Genomic DNA, 18,705 nt, shown 5'->3' with positions numbered 1-18,705 from the left:
TTTTAGAGAATCATGGCCTCTAATTGAGACACGCAAACTTCTTTTGAGAAGTGCTCGGTGGCGTATTTTTTGCCAGAAAGGCCGATGGACTCGAACTCATCACTGCGCTGCATGAGTGCCCGCAAAACTTCAGCGCAGTCCTCCCAGTCGGCTGAATTGGCAGAGACGCCGCACTTGGCATCAGCGATCATTGCGTGGCCATCGCTTGCGGTATGCAGGAAAGCAACCACAGGTAATCCGGAAGCCATGTGTCCAAGAATTTTTCCCGGGACGACAGGTGTTTTATTTTGCGGACTGAGGCAAACCAGACCAATACTGCAGGCCTTTAGCAAATCGGGATAAACATCCCTTGAAATAAAGCCTTCGAATTGAATGTTATTTAGATTTTTATCTTTGGCTAAGGCCTGTAACTTCTCTTTTTCTTTGCCGTCACCAACGAGTAAAAACAGCAAATCGTTCTGGTCTTGCAAACGTTCAGCAACGCCAAGAATCAATTCCAAATATTGCGATGGTCCCATCACCCCAGCAAAAACCGCAACATGTTTTTGTTTAATTCCCCACTTCTGCCGAAAGTCGACTTGCGTTCGCGAAGACGATTCATCCTCATGGCTATGGTGATCGATATCGACCCAGTTGTGGAGTAACCGTAACTTGGATCCTAATTCGGGATGTTGTTGCAGAACCATCTTTCTGTTGCCGTCTGAGTGCACGGTCACAACGTCTGCGGTGCGATAAGCGTAACGTTCAATTGCTTGAAAAAACTTGATTTGCATTTTGCTGGTCAAAATACCCAGATCAATCGCATTCTGTGGAAACAAGTCCTGCACATTCAACAAGTTGCGCACGCCTTTTCGGCGCAACCAACTACCGACTAAGGCGAGCGGTAAGGGTGGACTATAGACAACCACAGCGTCGGGCTTGATCTTGTACTTGCGCAGCTTCAGCAAAAATTGCACAGGCATTAAAAGTTGTGACAGACCTCGCACAAGGTAATTCACATTGTGGTGCGGAAGCGTTTTGACACGGATGACGTTAATGCCATCCTCCGTTTCGAATTCTTTGAAATCCCGGAGAGCCTGATCCTGATCCAGATTGTATTCAGGCCAGGTGGTGATAACCGTCACCCGATGATCTCTGCATTTGAGCTCTTGGGCAAGCTCAAGCATCAAGTGTGAAGCTGAGCGAATCTCGGGCGGGTATGAGTCAGTAACGAGAAGAATGTTCACGGCATATCCAAACTGATGACCTGAGCAGTCGCCAAGGCGCGCTCGATACCGAAAATGACCGCCATGGTCGCAAATACTTCAGTTGGAGGGACGGCGATGGAGTCTTTACCGGAAACGCAGTCGGTGAAGTGTTTTAATTCTTCGAGGTAACCCATCTCTTGATTGCGTGTTTTAAAGGTATCGGTCTTTCCGTTGTGATGGAATTCGCTCAGGCGGAAATCTTTTGAGGTGATGGTTTTGCCGTCAAAGAAAATTTCCAATGCTTCTCGCGAAAACGCCTTATCCCCGGAAGCCGAGTAAATCAGCGCGCCAACAGAGCCGTCTGAGAGTTTGAAACTGATGGCGATATTGTCATTATTTACGCTTGTCCGGTTATCGCCTGAAATGCGTTCTGCAGATACACGAACGATAAGGGCACCAGCCAGCGACTGGATCAGATCAATAAAATGAGACATTTCACCCACGACACGGCTGCGACCTTCATCGTCAGAATGAACCCAATGCGATGCAGGGACAAATCCAGTATTGATACGCATCTGCATGACTAAGGGGGACTGACGGCTCGCTAGCCATTGACGCATCTGCACAGCATGCGGTGAAAAGCGTCGGTTGTGTCCAACGAACAGAATCGGTAGGCTGGTTGCTTGAGTGGCAAGAGCTTTTAGAGCGTTAAATTCCTCTTCGGTTGTACACAACGGCTTTTCGATAAACAGCGCTTTGCCATATTGAATCGCATCGCTAACGAGTCTGGCATGCTGACTGTGAGGTGTGATGCCAACAATTCCATCAACGTCGGGGTTAGACCAAAGGGATGCACTATCTGTTGCTTGGTTGGCGAAACCAAACTTGCGTGCGCTGTGTTCAACACTTGCACCTGAGCCAGTAACCAGGGTGTGTAAAGAGACCCCAGACTGCTTTTGTAAGGCGGGTAATAACAAGGCCTTGCCAAACAGGCCCGCACCGATGACACCGATTTGTATGTGACCCTTTGACGTGTTGGACTTTGCCTGACTCGCTGGCAAGGGTAACGAACGCTCAATGATGGTGTTGCTCGGGTACTCAAGCAAGACACCAATGGGCTGAATCAGTTTGCCCGCGATGAATTGAGCGTACACGCTTTCAGCCTCGCCGATGATGAAGCGATGTGTAATCAGCGGTTGAACATCCACTTTTTTATCGGCAAGCAAGCGCAGGAATTCTTGCAGGTTACGCTTTTGTGTCCAGCGAACTTCACCAATCGGTAGTTCGAGACCTTCCAGTTCGTAAAGCGGATCAAGAGATCCAGGACCAGCGGCTTTGGAGACAACCAGATCGATTTCTTTGAGCCAAAGTTCATTACGATCAGGATGGATGTCTGCAGTGCCGACGACCACAATTCTGCCTTTGGGGCGACAAAGCTGTACCGCCAGATCCACCGGACCGCGGTCTTTGCTTGCTGCCGTAATGATGACTGCATCGGCACCATAGCCGCCAGTGAAAGTGTCGGACAAGCGGGTGAGCTCTTCAGTGTCTGTCGTGACCTGCTGAAAGCCATACTTTTTGGCGAGTTCAATTTTGTCGAGCGAAGGATCAAGTGCGATCACTTCGCAACCATACGCTCGCAACATTTGGATGGTGAGAAGGCCCAAAAGACCGAGACCCATCACCACTACGCGAGACCCAAAGGTCAGATTCGCGCTGCGAATTCCGTGCAGCGCAATAATTCCAAGCATGCCAAATGATGCTTCTTCTGCACTGACACCCTCAGGAACCCGACAAGCCAGGTTGACAGGAATGGAGACAAAATCTGCATGGGAGGCGAATCCTTGTCCGATACAAGCTACGCGATCACCAGGCGAAAACTCTGTCGCAGCCGTACCGCATTGTTCAACAATGCCAGCACTGCTGTAGCCTAAAGGGGTCGGTGTATCAAGACGGCCCATGGCTTCTTGCCATGTTTTGAGAAAGCCTTCTTTTTTAGCTTTGTCCCAAGCCCTGCGTACCAGATCGGGTCTGGAAGCCGCTTTACCCATTAAGGATTTTCGACCCAACTCAATCGTTGAGCGCTCGGTGCCTAAACTGATCAGCGAACAAGTGTTGCGGACCAGAATACGTTTTCCGCCACACTGAGGCACAGGAACGTCACGCAGGGTGACATCACCTGTTTTATAGCTTTGAACAACTTGCTTCATTTCTTCTCAGAGTCTTGGCGCAGCACATAGTTTTTGACGGCTGAAGACATTCCGGGGGGGAACTCAGCATCGCGGCGGATATCGTCCCAATTGTTCTTGAACCAGTCGATTGTCGTGCGCAGACCGTCTTCAAAGGTCGTTTTAGGGTCGTAACCGAGTAGATCTTTTGCTTTGTCGATGCTGGCAAGCAGACGTGACTTGGTATCCCACTTTCGACGATCGGTGTAGAGCAGACCAGCCTTGTTACCAGTGAGTTCGTTGACCATTTCCGCCATTTGAACGATTTCAATTTCACGGGCTGATGCGATGTTCATTTCGGCACCAATGGCTTCTTCAACAATGCCTGCTCTGAGTAACGCGTCAACGATATCCATGACATACGTAAAGTCGCGGGTCATTTTTCCGTCGCCCGTGATAGGGAGAGGCTGTCCTTTCATTGCCCAATAAATGAAATTTGGGATCACGTTACGGTATTGACCGGGGACTTCGCCAGGGCCATAGGAATTGAAGAAACGTGTTTTGACAACTGGCAAACCATAGTGATGCCAGTAGAAGTTGCAATACAACTCGCCCGCCATTTTTGAAATTTGGTAAGGGGTTGTCAGATGCATGGACATAAACTCTTCTTTGAGAGGAAGAGGTGCCTGTGCACCGTAAATGGCGCAACCTGACCCAGCATAAACAAAGCGTTTAATGCCGCTTTGCAGTACGGCGTGTTCTAGCATCTTGATGGTGCCGAGCTGACTGACCATCAGATCTTTTTCAGGATAATCGACGGAGTTTTGATTCGCGAAGAAAGCGGCTAGATGAAAGATGTAGTCGGGTTTTTCGTGAAAAACACGCTTTAAATCGATATCGCTCGTAATGCTGCCTTTAACGAACAGGACATTGGGTAAGTTCGGGATGCTCCATTCGTAGGATGCAGACAAGTCATCCAAAATGACAACCTTCGCTGCACCTGCTTGTGCGAGTGCACGGGTAAGATTGCTACCAATTGCACCTGCGCCGCCTGTGATCAGGATGGTTTTGTCTTTATAAGCCTGAGAAATGGACACGCGAAACACCTCGATGTTTGAAACTATGCTTTTGGGTGATTGTAACGGTGTTAAAGCGATTCCTACAGCGAATCGCTTTGAATCAAGTACGGATGAATAACTGCTAACTCGAGGTAATTAATCGAGTTTTTCAGTTTGGCAATATTTGGTTAAAGACTGATCCAATTTGTCTGAAAGAGCTTCAGGACCATGTTCAAGGCTATAACGGTCAAAATGCTTTGAATCAACTGGGTGAGAAATTAAAAAGGCGATGGATTCCGCAATCTGCTTGGCGCTGTTTTCGTCGACAGCCAAACCAATTCCATATTCTTTGACACGTTGCCCCATCAGGAATTTGTTGCTTACTAAAATTGGCTTATGAAACATGGCGGATTTTCCGAGAATGTTGCTGCTACGGTCAAAATCACGATAAATACCCCAGATTAAATCTGAAATCGAAATTAACTCATTGAATTCGCTATCATTTTTAAGATAATGATCAAAAGTCAGCAGGTTTTCTGGAGGATTAGATTCGATGTCTTGCAAGGCGGTTAAGTCATTTATGGATAGCGTCGTCCGATCCACCACGCCCGCCTGAATAAAGAACCATTCCCTAGGATCAAGTAAGCGGATCACAGCGCACCAGGCTGCGATATTTTTAGTTCCGCCGATCGCTCCTCCCAAAAAGATAATTTTTCGTCCCTTGGCCAGGCTAGTTGCTTTTAAAGTGAGGGGCGTGGGTTGGTCAGGTAAGGCAGTGCTGGCAACGTCTGGCAGCCAATGATGATCGATATGTCCAATTTGTTTGAGTTTCGAAAGATCAAGGTCTTCATTAATATAAAAAATACTTTTCAGGCCTTTAAGCTTACTTTTGTAAATAGCTGGGAGCGTATTGTTGATATCGATATGAATGCCAGTCCAATGCCAATCGACTTTTCGATAAAAGGGTTCCCAGTCAGTTTGTACGTTTGAATAAATATCCAAATACATATTCAAAATAATTTGAGGTTGCGAAGACATCAATTGTCTAACTAATTGAATATCATCATAAAAATCAATAGGTGAGTGAGGGCTGACTTTGAAAGATGGGTTTAGTTTTCGCAGAAAGAATCCATGCAATTTTCTGCAAACCATCCGATGAAGACGGTCCACAAAACCCCTACGGACATCCGTTCTGTTCCTCAGGGTAGTAACGAGATAGTGTTGAAGATTAAGGGATAGTTTGTTTTTGGTGAGATACTGCGCTAGCGGCGAAAGGGGTAAACAGGTTTGGGGGTCAAGTATCAAGACCTGTTGACGTCGCTCTTCGCTCAGGTCTTGCAGCTCGGAAAGGATCCGACTCGCATCGGGTGTCAAAACACAGACGGACCAACCCTTAACAACCAAGCTTCGAGTAAAGAGTGCGCACCAGGAATCAAAATGCCCCTTACCAGACAGGGGGTTGTAAAGGACAATGGTTTTACGATTGCCCGCAAGCGAGAAAAAATCTTGCTTGAAGATAGACTGCTTAAGCTGATTCAGGGCAAGATCCATTCAGTATCGTGAAGGGTTAAAAATCGAAGATTTTAAAAATAGCCTCTATGTTAAAGTTTATGCATCAATTTTGGGCAAAAAAACTTAAACACATGAGTCAAAACCAACCCCAACAACTGCCATCAGAAAGACGCTTTGGTTTGCTCTTTACTGCAGTCTTTGCTGTGGTGGGAATTTATGCACATCTAAAAGGATGGGGCCAAACGGCGGTCTTTAGCCTGGCCAGTCTGTCAGGTTTTATCGCGTTAATCACCTTGAGCGCGCCCAAACTGCTGGCGCCATTTAACCGGCTATGGTTTGAACTTGGGCAGTTAATGGGTCGAATCGTGAGTCCAATCGTTCTAGGTGCGATTTTTTTTCTGATCCTGACTCCTGTCGCTTTAGTGACTCGCTTATTCGGAAGAGACGAGTTGCGACTCAAACGTAAACCGGTCACTTCGTACTGGATCGATCGAACAAACGAACACTCACCTGCTGAAACTTTTAAAAATCAATTTTGAGCGATCTACCGTGTCATTCTTAAAAGAACTCTGGTCATTTCTGCGTTCGCGCAAAAAATTGTGGTTAGCTCCGATCATTATTTTGATGGTCATCTTAGGAGCTATGCTGATTTTTGCTCAAGGCTCGATTGTTGCGCCTTTCATTTACACATTGTTTTAACAGATGAATATTTTAGGTTTTTCTGCTTACTATCACGACTCAGCAGCTTGTCTGGTTGTCGATGGAAAAATCATTGCCGCTGCGCAAGAAGAACGCTTTACGCGCAAAAAACATGATTCGGAATTTCCAGCACAGGCAGTGAAATATTGTTTGGCTGAGGCAGGACTCAAACCTGAGAATATTGATTATGTCGTTTTTTACGATAAGCCTTTCCTGAAATTTGAGCGATTGCTTGAAACATATTTGGCGTTTGCACCAAGAGGGTTTAAAAGTTTTGTCGCATCTTTGCCGGTTTGGTTGAAAGACAAGCTATTTCAAAAGCGAATGATCAGTGATGCGCTGAAAGAACAGTTTGGAGACCAGGTGAACTGGGCTGAAAGGTTGCTGTTTTCAGAGCATCATTTGAGTCATGCGGCCTCGGCATTTTTTCCGTCGCCTTTTGAAGAGGCGGCCGTCCTGACTATGGATGGCGTGGGCGAATGGACGACGACTTCTTTGGCAATAGGCCAAGGAAATCAGCTCACTGTTCAAAAAGAAATACACTTTCCGCATTCCTTGGGTTTGCTCTATTCAGCGATTACTTATTACACCGGGTTTAAAGTGAATTCGGGTGAGTACAAGGTGATGGGTTTGGCGCCTTATGGTGTGCCACGCTATGCAGATTTAATTAAAACACACCTGATCGATATTAAAGAAGATGGCACATTCCACCTGGATATGCGCTACTTCAACTATTGCACTGGTTTAACAATGACCAACGAGCGGTTTGATCAGCTTTTTGGTGGTCCACCTAGAAAAGCCGAAAGCCCCTTGACTCAGAAAGAGATGGATTTGGCGGCATCGGTTCAAGCGGTCACTGAAGAGATTGTGATCAAGCTGGCGCGAGGTATTCGTCAGTCGAACGGACAAAGAAATTTATGCTTGGCAGGTGGCGTTGCACTGAACTGCGTTGCGAACGGTAAGCTGCTCAAAGAAAAGATCTTTGACAATATCTGGATTCAGCCGGCAGCGGGTGATGCCGGCGGTGCAGTCGGTGCCGCCTTGGCTGCGTGTCATCTGATGTTGAATCAGCCGCGTGTTGTCGAACCAACCGATGCAATGCAAGGCTCCTATCTGGGACCAAGTTATAAGCAAAGTGATATTGATTCACGTTTGCGTGCCGCAGGTGCAGTATTTACCACGGTATCAGACGACGAACTGATTGAACAAACCGCACAGGCTCTGGCCGATGGCAAGGCGGTGGGGTGGCATCAGGGGCGCATGGAGTTTGGACCACGCGCGTTGGGTGGTCGATCGATTATTGCCGATCCCCGTTCGCCAACATTACAAAAACAATTGAATCTGAAAGTTAAATATCGCGAGTCATTTCGACCCTTTGCTCCCAGCGTATTGCGTGAAGACGTCACGGAGTGGTTTGATATTGAAACAGACAGTCCCTATATGCTGCTTGTAACGGAAGTGGCTAAGAATAAGCAGCTTCCAATGACAGCGGAGCAGGAAAAACTGTTTGGTATCGATAAGCTAAACGTGCCACGGTCTGAAATTCCGGCAATTACACATGTTGATTACTCCGCACGTGTTCAGACCGTTCATGAGAAAACCAATCCTCGCTATTATCAATTGATCTCAAGGTTTAAGTCTTTGACTGGATGCCCTGTCTTAGTCAATACCTCTTTCAATGTACGTGGCGAACCGATCGTTTGCACACCAGAGGACGCCTTTAATTGCTTAATGGGAACGGAAATAGAATTCCTTGCCGTTGGAAATTCGATTATGCGTAAAGAAGATCAGAATCCAGCTCTGATCAAAGATTATAAAAACGCATACGAACTGGATTGATGGCCCAATGCGGCTCTTGATAAGCAGTCAGTATGAATAAGAATATGACTCAATTTTTGAAACTTGAGTTATTTCCTTTTTTTAAAGATTGTTTCAAGAGTCAAAGCGATCGTAATTGGTTAATTGCCATCGTTTTGGTAGGCGCATTTATTCGCCTCTACTTTATGGATCAACCCATGCGTGTGGATGAGTCGTGGACGTTCATGGCTTCGGTCAAAGATGGCTGGAAGAGCGTTCTAACGTATGCCACCCCCAATAATCATGTATTGCACTCGATCTTCGTCAAGCTATCGACCTCGATATTCGGTGCTGATCCGTGGGCAATTCGAGTGCCTGCATTCATGTTTGGTGTGGTTTCAATCGTATTGGTCTTTTGTGTGACGCGCCACTTTGGCGGCAGAGGTTTGTTTGCCGCCGCAGTTGTTGCGACCAATCCCTACATGATTTTGTTTTCTACAAATGCCCGCGGTTATTCATTGTTGGTATGCGTATTTCTTGCATTGGTCATTTTGGGATCGTTATATTCACGAAGTCCAAGCAAAGGCGCCGGCACCGCCGTTGCTATTCTATCTGCGTTAGGAATTTTTGCTATACCAACCATGGTATTTCCATTGTTTGGACTTTTGCTTTGGATTGCTTACGTAGGATTTCGCTCTGCAGATGTCAGACGGATTGATTTAATTCAATCTAATCTACTCTGCGGATTAAAGATTGCCTTTCTCACTACTCTGATCTATGCGCCAGTGGTTTATCTGTCTGGACTGAAGGCAATCATTGCAAATGATTGGGTCATACCGCAGGTATATGGTGTATTTCTAAAAGGTATCCGTTGGCATTTTGAGGATACTCTTTTTCATTTTATTCGTGATGTGCCGTTATTTTTTCTGCTGATTTGTATCGTCGCTGTATTACGCGGTTTTTATGCAAGCAAAAAAGAAAAGGGGAATTGGCTAATTTCACTGCTGTGTGCTCTCGTGCTAGGTGGTGGCATCGTGTTTTTTGCACAGCACAGCATCCCCTTTGAAAGAACATGGATCTATTTCATTCCTATCTTTGCAGTCCTTACCGATAAAGGCGTCACGGATATTTTGGAAAGCTATTCAAAGCAGGTCGCGAATGTGATTGCTGTAGTGCTGTGTTTAAGTGCGTTAACAATCCCTTTCAGGCTCGTGCTCAATGACTCAATATCAAAATATAACGATACGGGAATTTTTGGTGATTCTGCTGAGGTTGCCAAAGCGCTCGTAACAACGATGAAGTCCGGGGATGGAATGGTTGCGACAGATCCAGAAAACTTCACTCTATTTTTCTATCTTTGGTACTTCAATGCGCCAAGTTACAGTTATGGCGAGCATGAGGAAGTTGGTAGAACGTATTATGTCGTTCCGCCTTCGCGCAGCATTGATCAGCTGACGAAGCGACAAGTGAAAGAATGGAAGACAATCAATGAAACCAAAATTTATAGGTAATTTTGGTGATGAATTGATATTAAGGTGATTGACGAGGACCTCGAGATATTTTCTTTCCAAAGCGAATCGATGGCAGCTCGACAAAGCGGTAAAGAATATAAGAACTCAAGATAACCAGAGGTAATGTCAGAAAAAGGCTGATAGAAAAACGCTCAATAGGAGATCGTTGAAGAAAGTCAGCGGTTTGTGTCAAGACATACACGATCGGATAGACGATCAGGATATGACATAAGTAGATTGAATAAGAAATGTCACCTAAAAAACGGAGAGGCTTCAAGCTCAACAAAGGTGAAACAAGCGGCATCTTTTCAAATGAGATCGCTACAAAAAATAAATATCCCAAAATGACCGGTTTTGAAAGCGGCAAGATGCAAATGCAAGCTGCTAATGGGAAAAGGATGTTGGACAAGCGCTTGATTGGCTGTGCTGTATTGCGTTGACGTAACCAAAGCGCGACTAGCATTCCAGCGAAAAATGCGTTCAGTCGATATGGCAGAAAACTAGGCTGTCCAAAGTGGCTGAGTATGCCTGCATCCAAATAATTGCCCCAAAGTTTAGGTGCCCAAAACGCTAATACGGCCAATCCTATGGCAATCAGGAGTGTCGGAATTTTTCGCCATAAGACCAGTAACAAAGGAAACACGAAATAAAACTGCATCTCCAGAGAAAGACTCCAGTCCGGCAAGGGAGTGCTGTTTTCCATGCCTGGAACCAGACCAAAGAGAAAGCTGATATGAAAGTAAATCCAGCGAAAACTAATAAAGCTCCAATCGGTCCGAGGATCAAAATTTTCAATGTTCTGTGCCCAAGGTGGAGGCAATGTCTTGAGAATAAAATCGTGCATCATGGCCAGAGAGGGGCCAAACGCATAACAAATGAGCAACAATAAATAATATAGGGGCGCGATTCTAAAAAATCTCATGAGATAGAAATTCAGAGTCGATTGGCTTAAAAACTTGGTCTGTTGTAAATCTTGTTTCCATGTGTGCACCATTAAAAAGCCTGATAGCACCATAAAAAGATCGACAGCTAAGGGATGCAAAGATAAAAGGCGGGTTTGAAACCCGGATGCATCAGCAAGGTGTCCAAAATATACCCATAATGCGAGGCATGCACGAAATCCATCCAGAGAATTCAGGTGACTCGACTCAGTTAAGTCCAAGATTGGAATTGCACTTCTTTTTTCCATTTATTAGATTTTAGAAATAGAGCTAATTAGTCTTAAAGTTTGGAAGGCAATCGGATGATATTAAATTTTCTGCAATTTTTTGCGAACCTCGATAACTTAAGTGATGTGTGTCTCTCAACAATAGCTGTCCAGTCTGATCGATAAAGTTCAAATGTCCATTATTCAGCAATACTGGGGATTGACTGAAAATACAAATATCCTTTATGTTTTTAAACAGCACGTCAAAAAGATGAATATTTGGTTCCCGATCGGGCAGCTCTTGAATTGGAATATTGCAAGCATGCGATGTTTTGTTTAGTCCAGGCCTAGGGATGCAGTCGCGAGCAGAGATGTTTGAGTAAGGGGCATCGTAAGTAACAATGACCTTCTTTCCGAGGCTTTGTAGCTCTTTAATCGATTGGGTAATAAATGGCTTGATCGCCGTAAATTTTTCCTCAATCGTTGCATTGAAGGAGGTGCCAGGGATATCCCAATATTTCAAATCAGAAGCGAAGATAGCGAAAATAACTGTTTCGATATTTTTGTGTAAGGCCAGATACTGATAGGTCTTATTGATGATTTCAGGGCACTTGTTTATTCTTCCCCAGTGAGCTGTTTCAACAAGCCCACGAATGGGGGGGCAGGTCCATCCCCCAATATTGATCAGTCCGATACCCTTGGGGGCAAGCGCATCGGCGAGTCCTGGTGCGATAGAGTTTCCGGTACTGTCGCCGATGACTGCAACTTTTATATTAGATTCATTACCGAATTTGATGCAAAAATTTGATTCAACTCCCAATTCCTTGGTGCATCCTGATGATTTGAAACTGTCCCATTGCAATAAATCGCTATTAACTTTTTGATCAAGAACGACAGTTCTAAAAGGTAGTCCTTGCCGTAAGTCTGTATTGAGGCCAACGTATCCGATGAGTGCTAATAATCCTACAAGGATGAATGCCTTGATATTTTTATTTGTACCAAATCTGATTGGTTTTTCAATTAGTTGAAAGGTCAACCAGGCCAAAAGGAACGAAATAATAATTAAAGCTCCTCGGACTAGAGGCGGAGGAGCATCACTAAAGATAATTCGACCAAATGATAATAATGGCCAATGCCACAGATACAGGGGGTAGCTAATCAGGCCGAACCATACTAGAACAGGGTTGGATAGAATGGATTTGTTTATGAATCCTAAAGGGCTTGCAATAATAATCAGAGTAGCTCCTAGAACAGGTAGTGTCGCCCACCATCCGGGGAAGATCAGATTTTTATTAATGCATAAAATTCCCGTAATGATTAGAACTGCTCCGATGATTGAACAAACGTTGCTAAGTGTGTTTTCGCAATTTTGGGCCTTTTCGTTAAAGATGATTTTGTTTAGCCAATCATTCAAATGGTATTTAAATTTTTGACTTGAGGAGGGACGATATATCGCAAGCCATGCCAGAATTGAGCCTGCAAATAACTCCCAAAATCTTGTTTGAGGCGAAAAGAAGTCGAGTGTTTTATTTGTGCTTGAAAATGCAATATTGCTCACGAATGAGATGAGACAAACTAAAACCGTAATTGTTAAAAGATTAAATTTTCGCTTATATGCAAAATATGCGAGAAACGGCCAAACTAAATAGAATTGTTCTTCGATGCCCAGGCTCCACAAATGCAAAAGCACCTTGGTATCAGCGGCATGATCAAAATAGCCAACTTCATTCCAAAGGGTGAGGTTCGAAATGAATAGTGCCCCAGAGGCGATGTGCTTACCTAATTGTTGGAACTCGTCTTGCAATAAGACAAACCAACCAACGGCATAACAAAACGTTAGAACAAGAATAAGAGCAGGAAATATTCTGCGAATGCGGCGTGCGTAAAAATCAAGAAAACTAAATTTATCGTCTTGCAGACTTTGAAAAATGATGCTCGTTATCAAAAAGCCGGAAATGACAAAAAAGATATCAACGCCAATGAAGCCTCCTTTGATTTTTTCAGGAAAGGCATGAAACGCCACAACACTAAGAACTGCTATGGCACGCAGACCATCAATATCCGAACGATATTTATGATTGTTATGTTGGTTTTCAGTAGTCAAAGATGAAGTGAGTGGAGATGTCTTCATTTAGAACTAATTAAGTTTTTAAATTATTCTGAATTTGCCGCACATTAAAAATGGCGGTTTCAAGTACGAAGTGCAACTTTGATTAATTAGGTGGGTGGCTGAGAATGTTCTAGCATCTCAGGCTCCTAGACCGGCAAGTCAAAGTTACCTTATGAGCTATAAACATCTCAGCCAAACTGAACGTTATCAGATTTACGTGCTTATGAAAGCAGGAAAGAACCTCCAAGCGATTGCTCAGATGCTGGGTCGACATAAGTCGACGATCAGTCGGGAGGTTTTGCGTAACTCTGGTTTGCGGGGTTATCGACCCCGACAAGCTGATCTGCTTTGTCAGGAACGCGCTCAATCGAGCCGTAATGCCTTTCAAATTGATCAAACGACGAGAGACCAGGTCGCTGAGCACCTTAAGCTCCAATGGAGCCCTGAGCAGATTGCAGCTTTCTTGCCTGTCAGCCACGAAACGATTTACCGGCATGTTTATGCTGACAAGGCTCAAGGCGGTTCTCTTTGGAAACACCTTCGTTGCCAGAAGAAACGGCGTAAGCGCTATGCCAGTGGCAAAAGCCGTCGTGGCCAAATCATTGGCAGGCGCCCCATTGCCCAACGTCCTGCCTCGGTTGAAACCCGCAGTCAGGTCGGTCACTGGGAGGGAGATACGGTTATAGGCGCAGGTCATAAGCAAGCTATCGTGACGCTGGTTGAACGTAAAAGTGGGTTTGCCGTTCTGGCCCATGTCACTCGCAAAACGTCTGGCATGGTCAGTCAAGCAATCATCAGGGGTCTCGCACCTCTGGCGCATTGCGTCAAGACATTGACTTACGACAACGGGAAAGAGTTTGCTGATCATGCTGTTGTGGATGAGGCGTTGAACTCGACGGCTTACTTTGCAGATCCGTTTGCCAGTTGGCAACGAGGTACGAATGAAAACTTTAATGGTTTACTGCGCCAGTACATACCTAAAAAACGACCCTTATCGACCGTGACCTCGGATGAACTTAAAATGATTCAAGATCGTATTAATCATCGACCACGAAAACGATTAGGTTTTAAAACTCCGTACCAAGTGTTTCACCAGTCCTTAGACCGTGTTGCACTTCGTACTTGAAACCGCCAATGATCAAAATAATCATATGCGATTAAAACATCCTACTTAGGTTTATATAGGTTCTTACCCGGCGTAATCTTTCGTCTTCTTTCCACTAGGATGAAATGATTCAAAGGGTAAAAATCCATGACGTTTGAGAATTACAAGGCAAAGCAGGCAAAACTTAGTAAAGAGATAGAAAAACTTAAAAAACAAGCATTATTTCTAAAAAACAAGAGACGTCAGATCGAAATTGATTCGATTGTTCGGGATATACGAGAGTACCGTATCGCCCCAGATGAACTAGCCGCCGCATTCAGGGCAAATCATTACTCACCAAACACCCCCACAATCCTCTCCGACGAGATGCCATCCCCATAAGGATTGTGTGCCTTCGACATCATCAAATAACTCTGTTCATTATCAAGCAGTTCCGATACGTTCCTAGTGATCTTATCCGTATCCGCCCCAACCAACCGAACCGTCCCAGCCTGAACAGCTTCGGGGCGTTCGGTGACACCGCGCATAACAAGCACAGGCTTGCCAAGGCTTGGCGCTTCTTCCTGAATACCGCCACTATCAGTCAACACAAGATAGGCGTGCTTAAGCAGATAAACGAAGGGCTCATATTCAAGCGGATCAATCAGATGAATATTTGAAATCCCGTCGATCAATTCGAACACAGGTTTTTGCACATTCGGATTCAGATGCACTGGGTAAACAAAATGCACCTTGGGATATTTGATCGCCAGTTGTTTAATCGCCTCACAAATTTCTAAAAATCCCGCACCAAAATTCTCACGACGATGCCCAGTAATCAAGACAAACTTCTGACTTTGCCATACAAAAGGTAGTCGATCATTCAAAAAACTTGTAATTTGGTTTCGTCTGACTGGCTCAGAGTCGATTCGTTTTAGCACCCAGAACAAAGCATCAATCACGGTATTGCCAGTGACGGTAATGGTGTTGGCCGCAACACCTTCATCAAGCAAATTCTGTTTACTGGATTCAGTCGGTGCAAAGTGCCAGTGTGAAACTTTAGTGACGACTTGGCGATTGAATTCTTCTGGAAACGGTGACCGGATATCGTGCGTGCGCAGCCCAGCCTCAATGTGTCCCACAGGTATGCCGGCATAAAACGCAGCCATGGCAGTAGCGTAGGCTGTGGTGGTGTCGCCATGCACGAGGACGGCATCGGGTTGATGTGTTTTGAGCACATCGCGCATCCCGAGCAAAACCAAACTCGTCACATCGTACAAGTCCTGACCTGCTTTCATGAGGTTCAAATCAATGTCTGGCCGAATATCAAAAATATTCAAAACCTGATCGAGCATTTGCCGATGTTGGGCGGTGACGCAGACGATGGTCTCAAACCTGGGGTTGGCTTTGAATGCGTGGACAAGCGGTGCCATTTTGATGGCTTCAGGCCGTGTACCAAAAACGATCAGGATTTTCATTGGGGATATAAGTGGTCAGTCTGACGTTGATTTTACCTTGAGCCGATTTGCGTTAAGTGATCAACCATCATCTTCGCCGCAGTAGTCAGTGCGCTGATGGATCGCACGCAAATCTTGAATTCTCGTGTAGCCCAAGGGTCGGTGAGTTGCCTGATTTCGATGTTGAGGTTGTTGGCGTTGCGACGTGCGACTGCCTCAGGTAGAACGCCTACACCAAGCCCTGACGAGACCATCATGCATAGAGCGTCAAAGCTGCTGACGCGGATTTTTAACCTCCAGTCTTGCCTTGCGGCGGCAGCGGCGTTGGTAAGTTGTTGATTGATGGCGCTGCCGGTTTGCCATCCCACGTAATCGTGTTGCAGCGTGTCGTTAAAGGCCCAGGCTTTGCGTGTACCCAATGGGTGTCCTTTTGGCATAATCAAAACCAGGTGATCGGTACGGTAGGGATAAATTTCCAGCCCTTTTGTATCTTGGACGTTGGTGTAGATACCGATGTCGGCGGCGTTTTCCTGCACGCTTTGGATCACGAGGCTACTGATTTTTTCATCCAGATTGACCTGCACCCCTTCATGCGTGGTTAAAAAGGTTTGAATATCACCTGGTAAAAACTGTGTGATGGACGACATGCTGGCACACACCCTGACAAGACCACGGGTACCGGACGAGTAGCTTTGCATTTGTGCAGGTATTTGATCCAGTTCGTGTAGGGCGTTGCGTGCCAGGGCAAGCAGGGCCAGGCCGGCATCCGTAGGTTCAACGCCACGATTGGTGCGTCTTAACAGAGGCGTACCCAAGGCTTGCTCGATATCGCTCAGGCGTTTGCTGACGGCAGCGGCTGCGATATGTTCACGTGCGGCAGCGGCGCCGATGGTTTTTTCCTCTACGACGCTGATGAACAGTTTTAACGATGTCGGATCGAGTCGGGACATATTTACCTAATGGATAATGAAGCTTTATCTTCTGTCATCGTATTTTACGATGGCGCCTTAATCAATGAATGATTTGCAGACGGGACAAATTTTGCAAAGATAATTGAGCACGATAGAGAGACCCACGCAGGTCGCTCACGTCGAAAAACAATAAAAGGATGATCAAATGCAGCATGATCGTATTGAGCCGGGCCAGTCAGCACGAATCAAAGTGTTTTGGCAGCCTGGCTGTTCTTCTTGTCTAAGAACAAAAGAGTTTCTGGCCAAGCAAGGTATCGAGTTCGAGTCCATTGACGTCCACAACGATCCGGCCGGGATGGAGGAATTGCTGGCGCTGGGTGCGCGTAGCGTGCCGATCGTTGCGTTGGGCGGAAAGTTCACGTATTGCCAGTCGTTTAACGATGTGGTGAAGTTTCTGGATCTGAAGACCAAGCTGATGGATCCCTTGCCACCCGAGGGACTAGTGGCGCGAATCGACGTGGTGACAAAGGCCGCTGCGCGCTACGTGAAGCAGTTTTCTGAGAACAGCCTGCGCGAAGAGTTTCGCGATCGCAAGCGTACACCCGCCGGCTTGGCTTTTCATGTATTTCGCGTGGTGGAAATGGGCATGCAAGCGGCCAACCAGATCCCGTTGGAATTCGAAGGCTTTAATGACGTACCGCCGGATAATTGGGCGGGCAAGGATATTGCCGATTGGGGCCTGAGGATTCGCGAACTGTTCTTGGCCTGGTGGGCCGGCGAAAAGGACAAGACTCTGCAGTACTTGGTACCGACTTATTATGGCAAGCGCACCATGCATGACGTGCTGGAGCGCACAGCCTGGCATTCGGCCCAGCATACCCGGCAGTTGATCCTGATGTTGCAGACCTATGGCATTGAGCCGGACGGAATATTGACGATGGATGATTTGGCGGGACTTCCGGTACCTGATGAAGTGTGGGATCGATAAAGACAGAATCCGGGTTGTAAAACGATCGGCAAAGGCCGGCAGCGGTTGAGGAGACAATCATGAAGGTGACATGGTCAGAAGCACTAAGGACCTCCATAATAAAATCGTTGGCACTGGCCGGTATGGTTGCCTCAGCGCTGAGCGTGGGTTCGGCCCATGCGCAGACGGATTATCCCAATAAGCCAATCAGAATCGTGGTGCCCTACGCCCCTGGTGGCGGCGGTGACGCTGTAGTGCGTTACATGAGCGATAAACTCGCCGAACGTCTAAAGCAACCAATCATTGTGGATAATCGTCCGGGTGCGTCTGGTTTTATCGGTGCCCAGATCGTGGCGACGGCTGCGCCTGATGGATACACCTTGTTGATGGCCTTTGACGGCACGATTGCGGTGGCACCACACTTGTTGAAGGCGCCTTTTAATACGCTGACCGACTTTACGCCGATTACCAAGCTAAATGATGCCGCCATCGTGATGGCAGTGAACAAGCAGGTGCCTGCGAAGAATTTTCAGGAGCTTGTTGTCTACGCTAAATCCCTGCCAAATCCAATGGAGTTTGGTTCAACGGGGCAGGGGTCAAGTACGCATCTGGCAGGTGAGTTGTTGGCGATGCGAACTGGGATGAAATTGCAGCATATTCCCTACAAAGGTGGTGGTCAGGCTGTGACGGACGTGGCGGCAGGGCAGATCCCCATGATTTTGACGGTAGTGCCTACGGTGATGCCACATATTACCCAAGGTAGATTAGTGCCGATTGCGGTTTCTGGCTCGCATCGTGCTCAAAGCTTGCCGGATGTGCAGACGTTTACCGAGGCAGGCGTGAAGGATTTTGATGTGTCATCCTGGTACGGGTTGCTGGCTCCAGCCAAGACGCCTAAGCCGATTGTTGATAAGCTTCAGCGTGAGATCGCTGAAGTGATGAAGATACCCGAGGTCCGGGAAAAGTATATGAAGGCATCGTTTGAACCGGTGGCTAATCCGCCTGAAGAGTTCGCCAAGCAGTTGAAGGCAGATTATGAAAGGTGGGGACAGGTGGTGAAGGATGCGGGAGTGAAGATTGAGTAAGGATTGGTGATC

15 protein-coding genes are annotated in these 18,705 nt (G+C 46.3%); 7 read left to right on the top strand and 8 right to left on the bottom strand.

Translation table 11 applies throughout. The annotated features are described in order from the left end of the window. Positions 1–2: 2 nt before the first annotated feature. From G3I67_RS09500 to G3I67_RS09485, 4 genes are all read right to left on the bottom strand, one after another. Entirely contained in the window at positions 3–1,226 is a 1,224-nt protein-coding gene (locus G3I67_RS09500) for a glycosyltransferase family 4 protein (RefSeq protein WP_163654645.1), read from the bottom strand. Beyond that, a complete protein-coding gene (locus G3I67_RS09495) occupies positions 1,223–3,397 on the bottom strand; it encodes a bi-domain-containing oxidoreductase (protein WP_163654643.1) in 2,175 nt (724 codons plus the stop codon). The genes G3I67_RS09500 and G3I67_RS09495 overlap by 4 nt, the downstream gene beginning before the upstream one ends. Continuing rightward, entirely contained in the window at positions 3,394–4,452 is a 1,059-nt protein-coding gene (locus G3I67_RS09490; protein ID WP_163654641.1) for an NAD-dependent epimerase/dehydratase family protein, read from the bottom strand. The genes G3I67_RS09495 and G3I67_RS09490 overlap by 4 nt, the downstream gene beginning before the upstream one ends. A 117-nt stretch (positions 4,453–4,569) precedes the next feature. Next, entirely contained in the window at positions 4,570–5,964 is a 1,395-nt protein-coding gene (locus tag G3I67_RS09485) for a glycosyltransferase family protein (RefSeq protein ID WP_163654639.1), read from the bottom strand. Positions 5,965–6,056: 92 nt separating this feature from the next. Between G3I67_RS09485 and G3I67_RS09480 the strand changes: the two genes are divergently transcribed. From G3I67_RS09480 to G3I67_RS09470, 4 genes are read left to right on the top strand one after another with little or no spacing between them, the layout of a single operon-like run. Further along, positions 6,057–6,464, top strand: a complete 408-nt coding sequence (locus G3I67_RS09480; RefSeq protein WP_163654637.1) for an SxtJ family membrane protein — start codon at positions 6,057–6,059, stop codon at positions 6,462–6,464. Between the two features lie 10 nt (positions 6,465–6,474). Continuing rightward, on the top strand, positions 6,475–6,624 hold the full coding sequence (locus G3I67_RS15090) for a DUF5989 family protein (protein WP_311197078.1): 150 nt from the start codon (positions 6,475–6,477) through the stop codon (positions 6,622–6,624). A 3-nt stretch (positions 6,625–6,627) separates the two neighbouring features. Continuing rightward, positions 6,628–8,463, top strand: coding sequence for a carbamoyltransferase family protein (locus tag G3I67_RS09475; protein WP_163654635.1), 1,836 nt, complete (start codon positions 6,628–6,630; stop codon positions 8,461–8,463). Positions 8,464–8,495: 32 nt separating this feature from the next. Continuing rightward, complete coding sequence (locus tag G3I67_RS09470) at positions 8,496–9,932, top strand: glycosyltransferase family 39 protein (protein WP_163654633.1); 1,437 nt, start codon at positions 8,496–8,498, stop codon at positions 9,930–9,932. Between the two features lie 19 nt (positions 9,933–9,951). Here G3I67_RS09470 and G3I67_RS09465 read toward each other — a convergent pair whose 3' ends face one another. Together G3I67_RS09465 and G3I67_RS09460 are read right to left on the bottom strand one after the other, a co-directional pair. Next, on the bottom strand, positions 9,952–11,121 hold the full coding sequence (locus G3I67_RS09465) for an acyltransferase family protein (RefSeq protein ID WP_163654631.1): 1,170 nt from the start codon (positions 11,119–11,121) through the stop codon (positions 9,952–9,954). Positions 11,122–11,143: 22 nt separating this feature from the next. After that, positions 11,144–13,210: an acyltransferase family protein gene (locus G3I67_RS09460; protein WP_163654629.1), complete on the bottom strand. Its 2,067-nt coding sequence runs from the start codon at positions 13,208–13,210 to the stop codon at positions 11,144–11,146. Between the two features lie 151 nt (positions 13,211–13,361). On the opposite strand from G3I67_RS09460, the gene G3I67_RS09455 reads away from it, so the two are divergent. Further along, positions 13,362–14,315, top strand: coding sequence for an IS30 family transposase (locus G3I67_RS09455; protein WP_163654627.1), 954 nt, complete (start codon positions 13,362–13,364; stop codon positions 14,313–14,315). A 308-nt stretch (positions 14,316–14,623) separates the two neighbouring features. Here G3I67_RS09455 and wecB read toward each other — a convergent pair whose 3' ends face one another. Next, positions 14,624–15,751: a non-hydrolyzing UDP-N-acetylglucosamine 2-epimerase gene (gene wecB, locus G3I67_RS09450; RefSeq protein WP_163654625.1), complete on the bottom strand. Its 1,128-nt coding sequence runs from the start codon at positions 15,749–15,751 to the stop codon at positions 14,624–14,626. A gap of 32 nt (positions 15,752–15,783) precedes the next feature. After that, positions 15,784–16,680, bottom strand: a complete 897-nt coding sequence (locus tag G3I67_RS09445) for a LysR family transcriptional regulator (protein WP_163654622.1) — start codon at positions 16,678–16,680, stop codon at positions 15,784–15,786. A 166-nt stretch (positions 16,681–16,846) separates the two neighbouring features. Between G3I67_RS09445 and G3I67_RS09440 the strand changes: the two genes are divergently transcribed. Both G3I67_RS09440 and G3I67_RS09435 read left to right on the top strand, forming a co-directional pair. Next, complete coding sequence (locus G3I67_RS09440; RefSeq protein ID WP_163654620.1) at positions 16,847–17,629, top strand: glutaredoxin domain-containing protein; 783 nt, start codon at positions 16,847–16,849, stop codon at positions 17,627–17,629. 59 nt (positions 17,630–17,688) lie between these two features. Further along, positions 17,689–18,693, top strand: coding sequence for a Bug family tripartite tricarboxylate transporter substrate binding protein (locus G3I67_RS09435; RefSeq protein ID WP_163654618.1), 1,005 nt, complete (start codon positions 17,689–17,691; stop codon positions 18,691–18,693). Positions 18,694–18,705: the final 12 nt, after the last annotated feature.

It is taken from the genome of Sheuella amnicola, from assembly GCF_010499255.1.
Taxonomy (GTDB): domain Bacteria; phylum Pseudomonadota; class Gammaproteobacteria; order Burkholderiales; family Burkholderiaceae_B; genus Zwartia; species Zwartia amnicola.
This window is presented reverse-complemented; position numbering and strand designations above follow the sequence as displayed.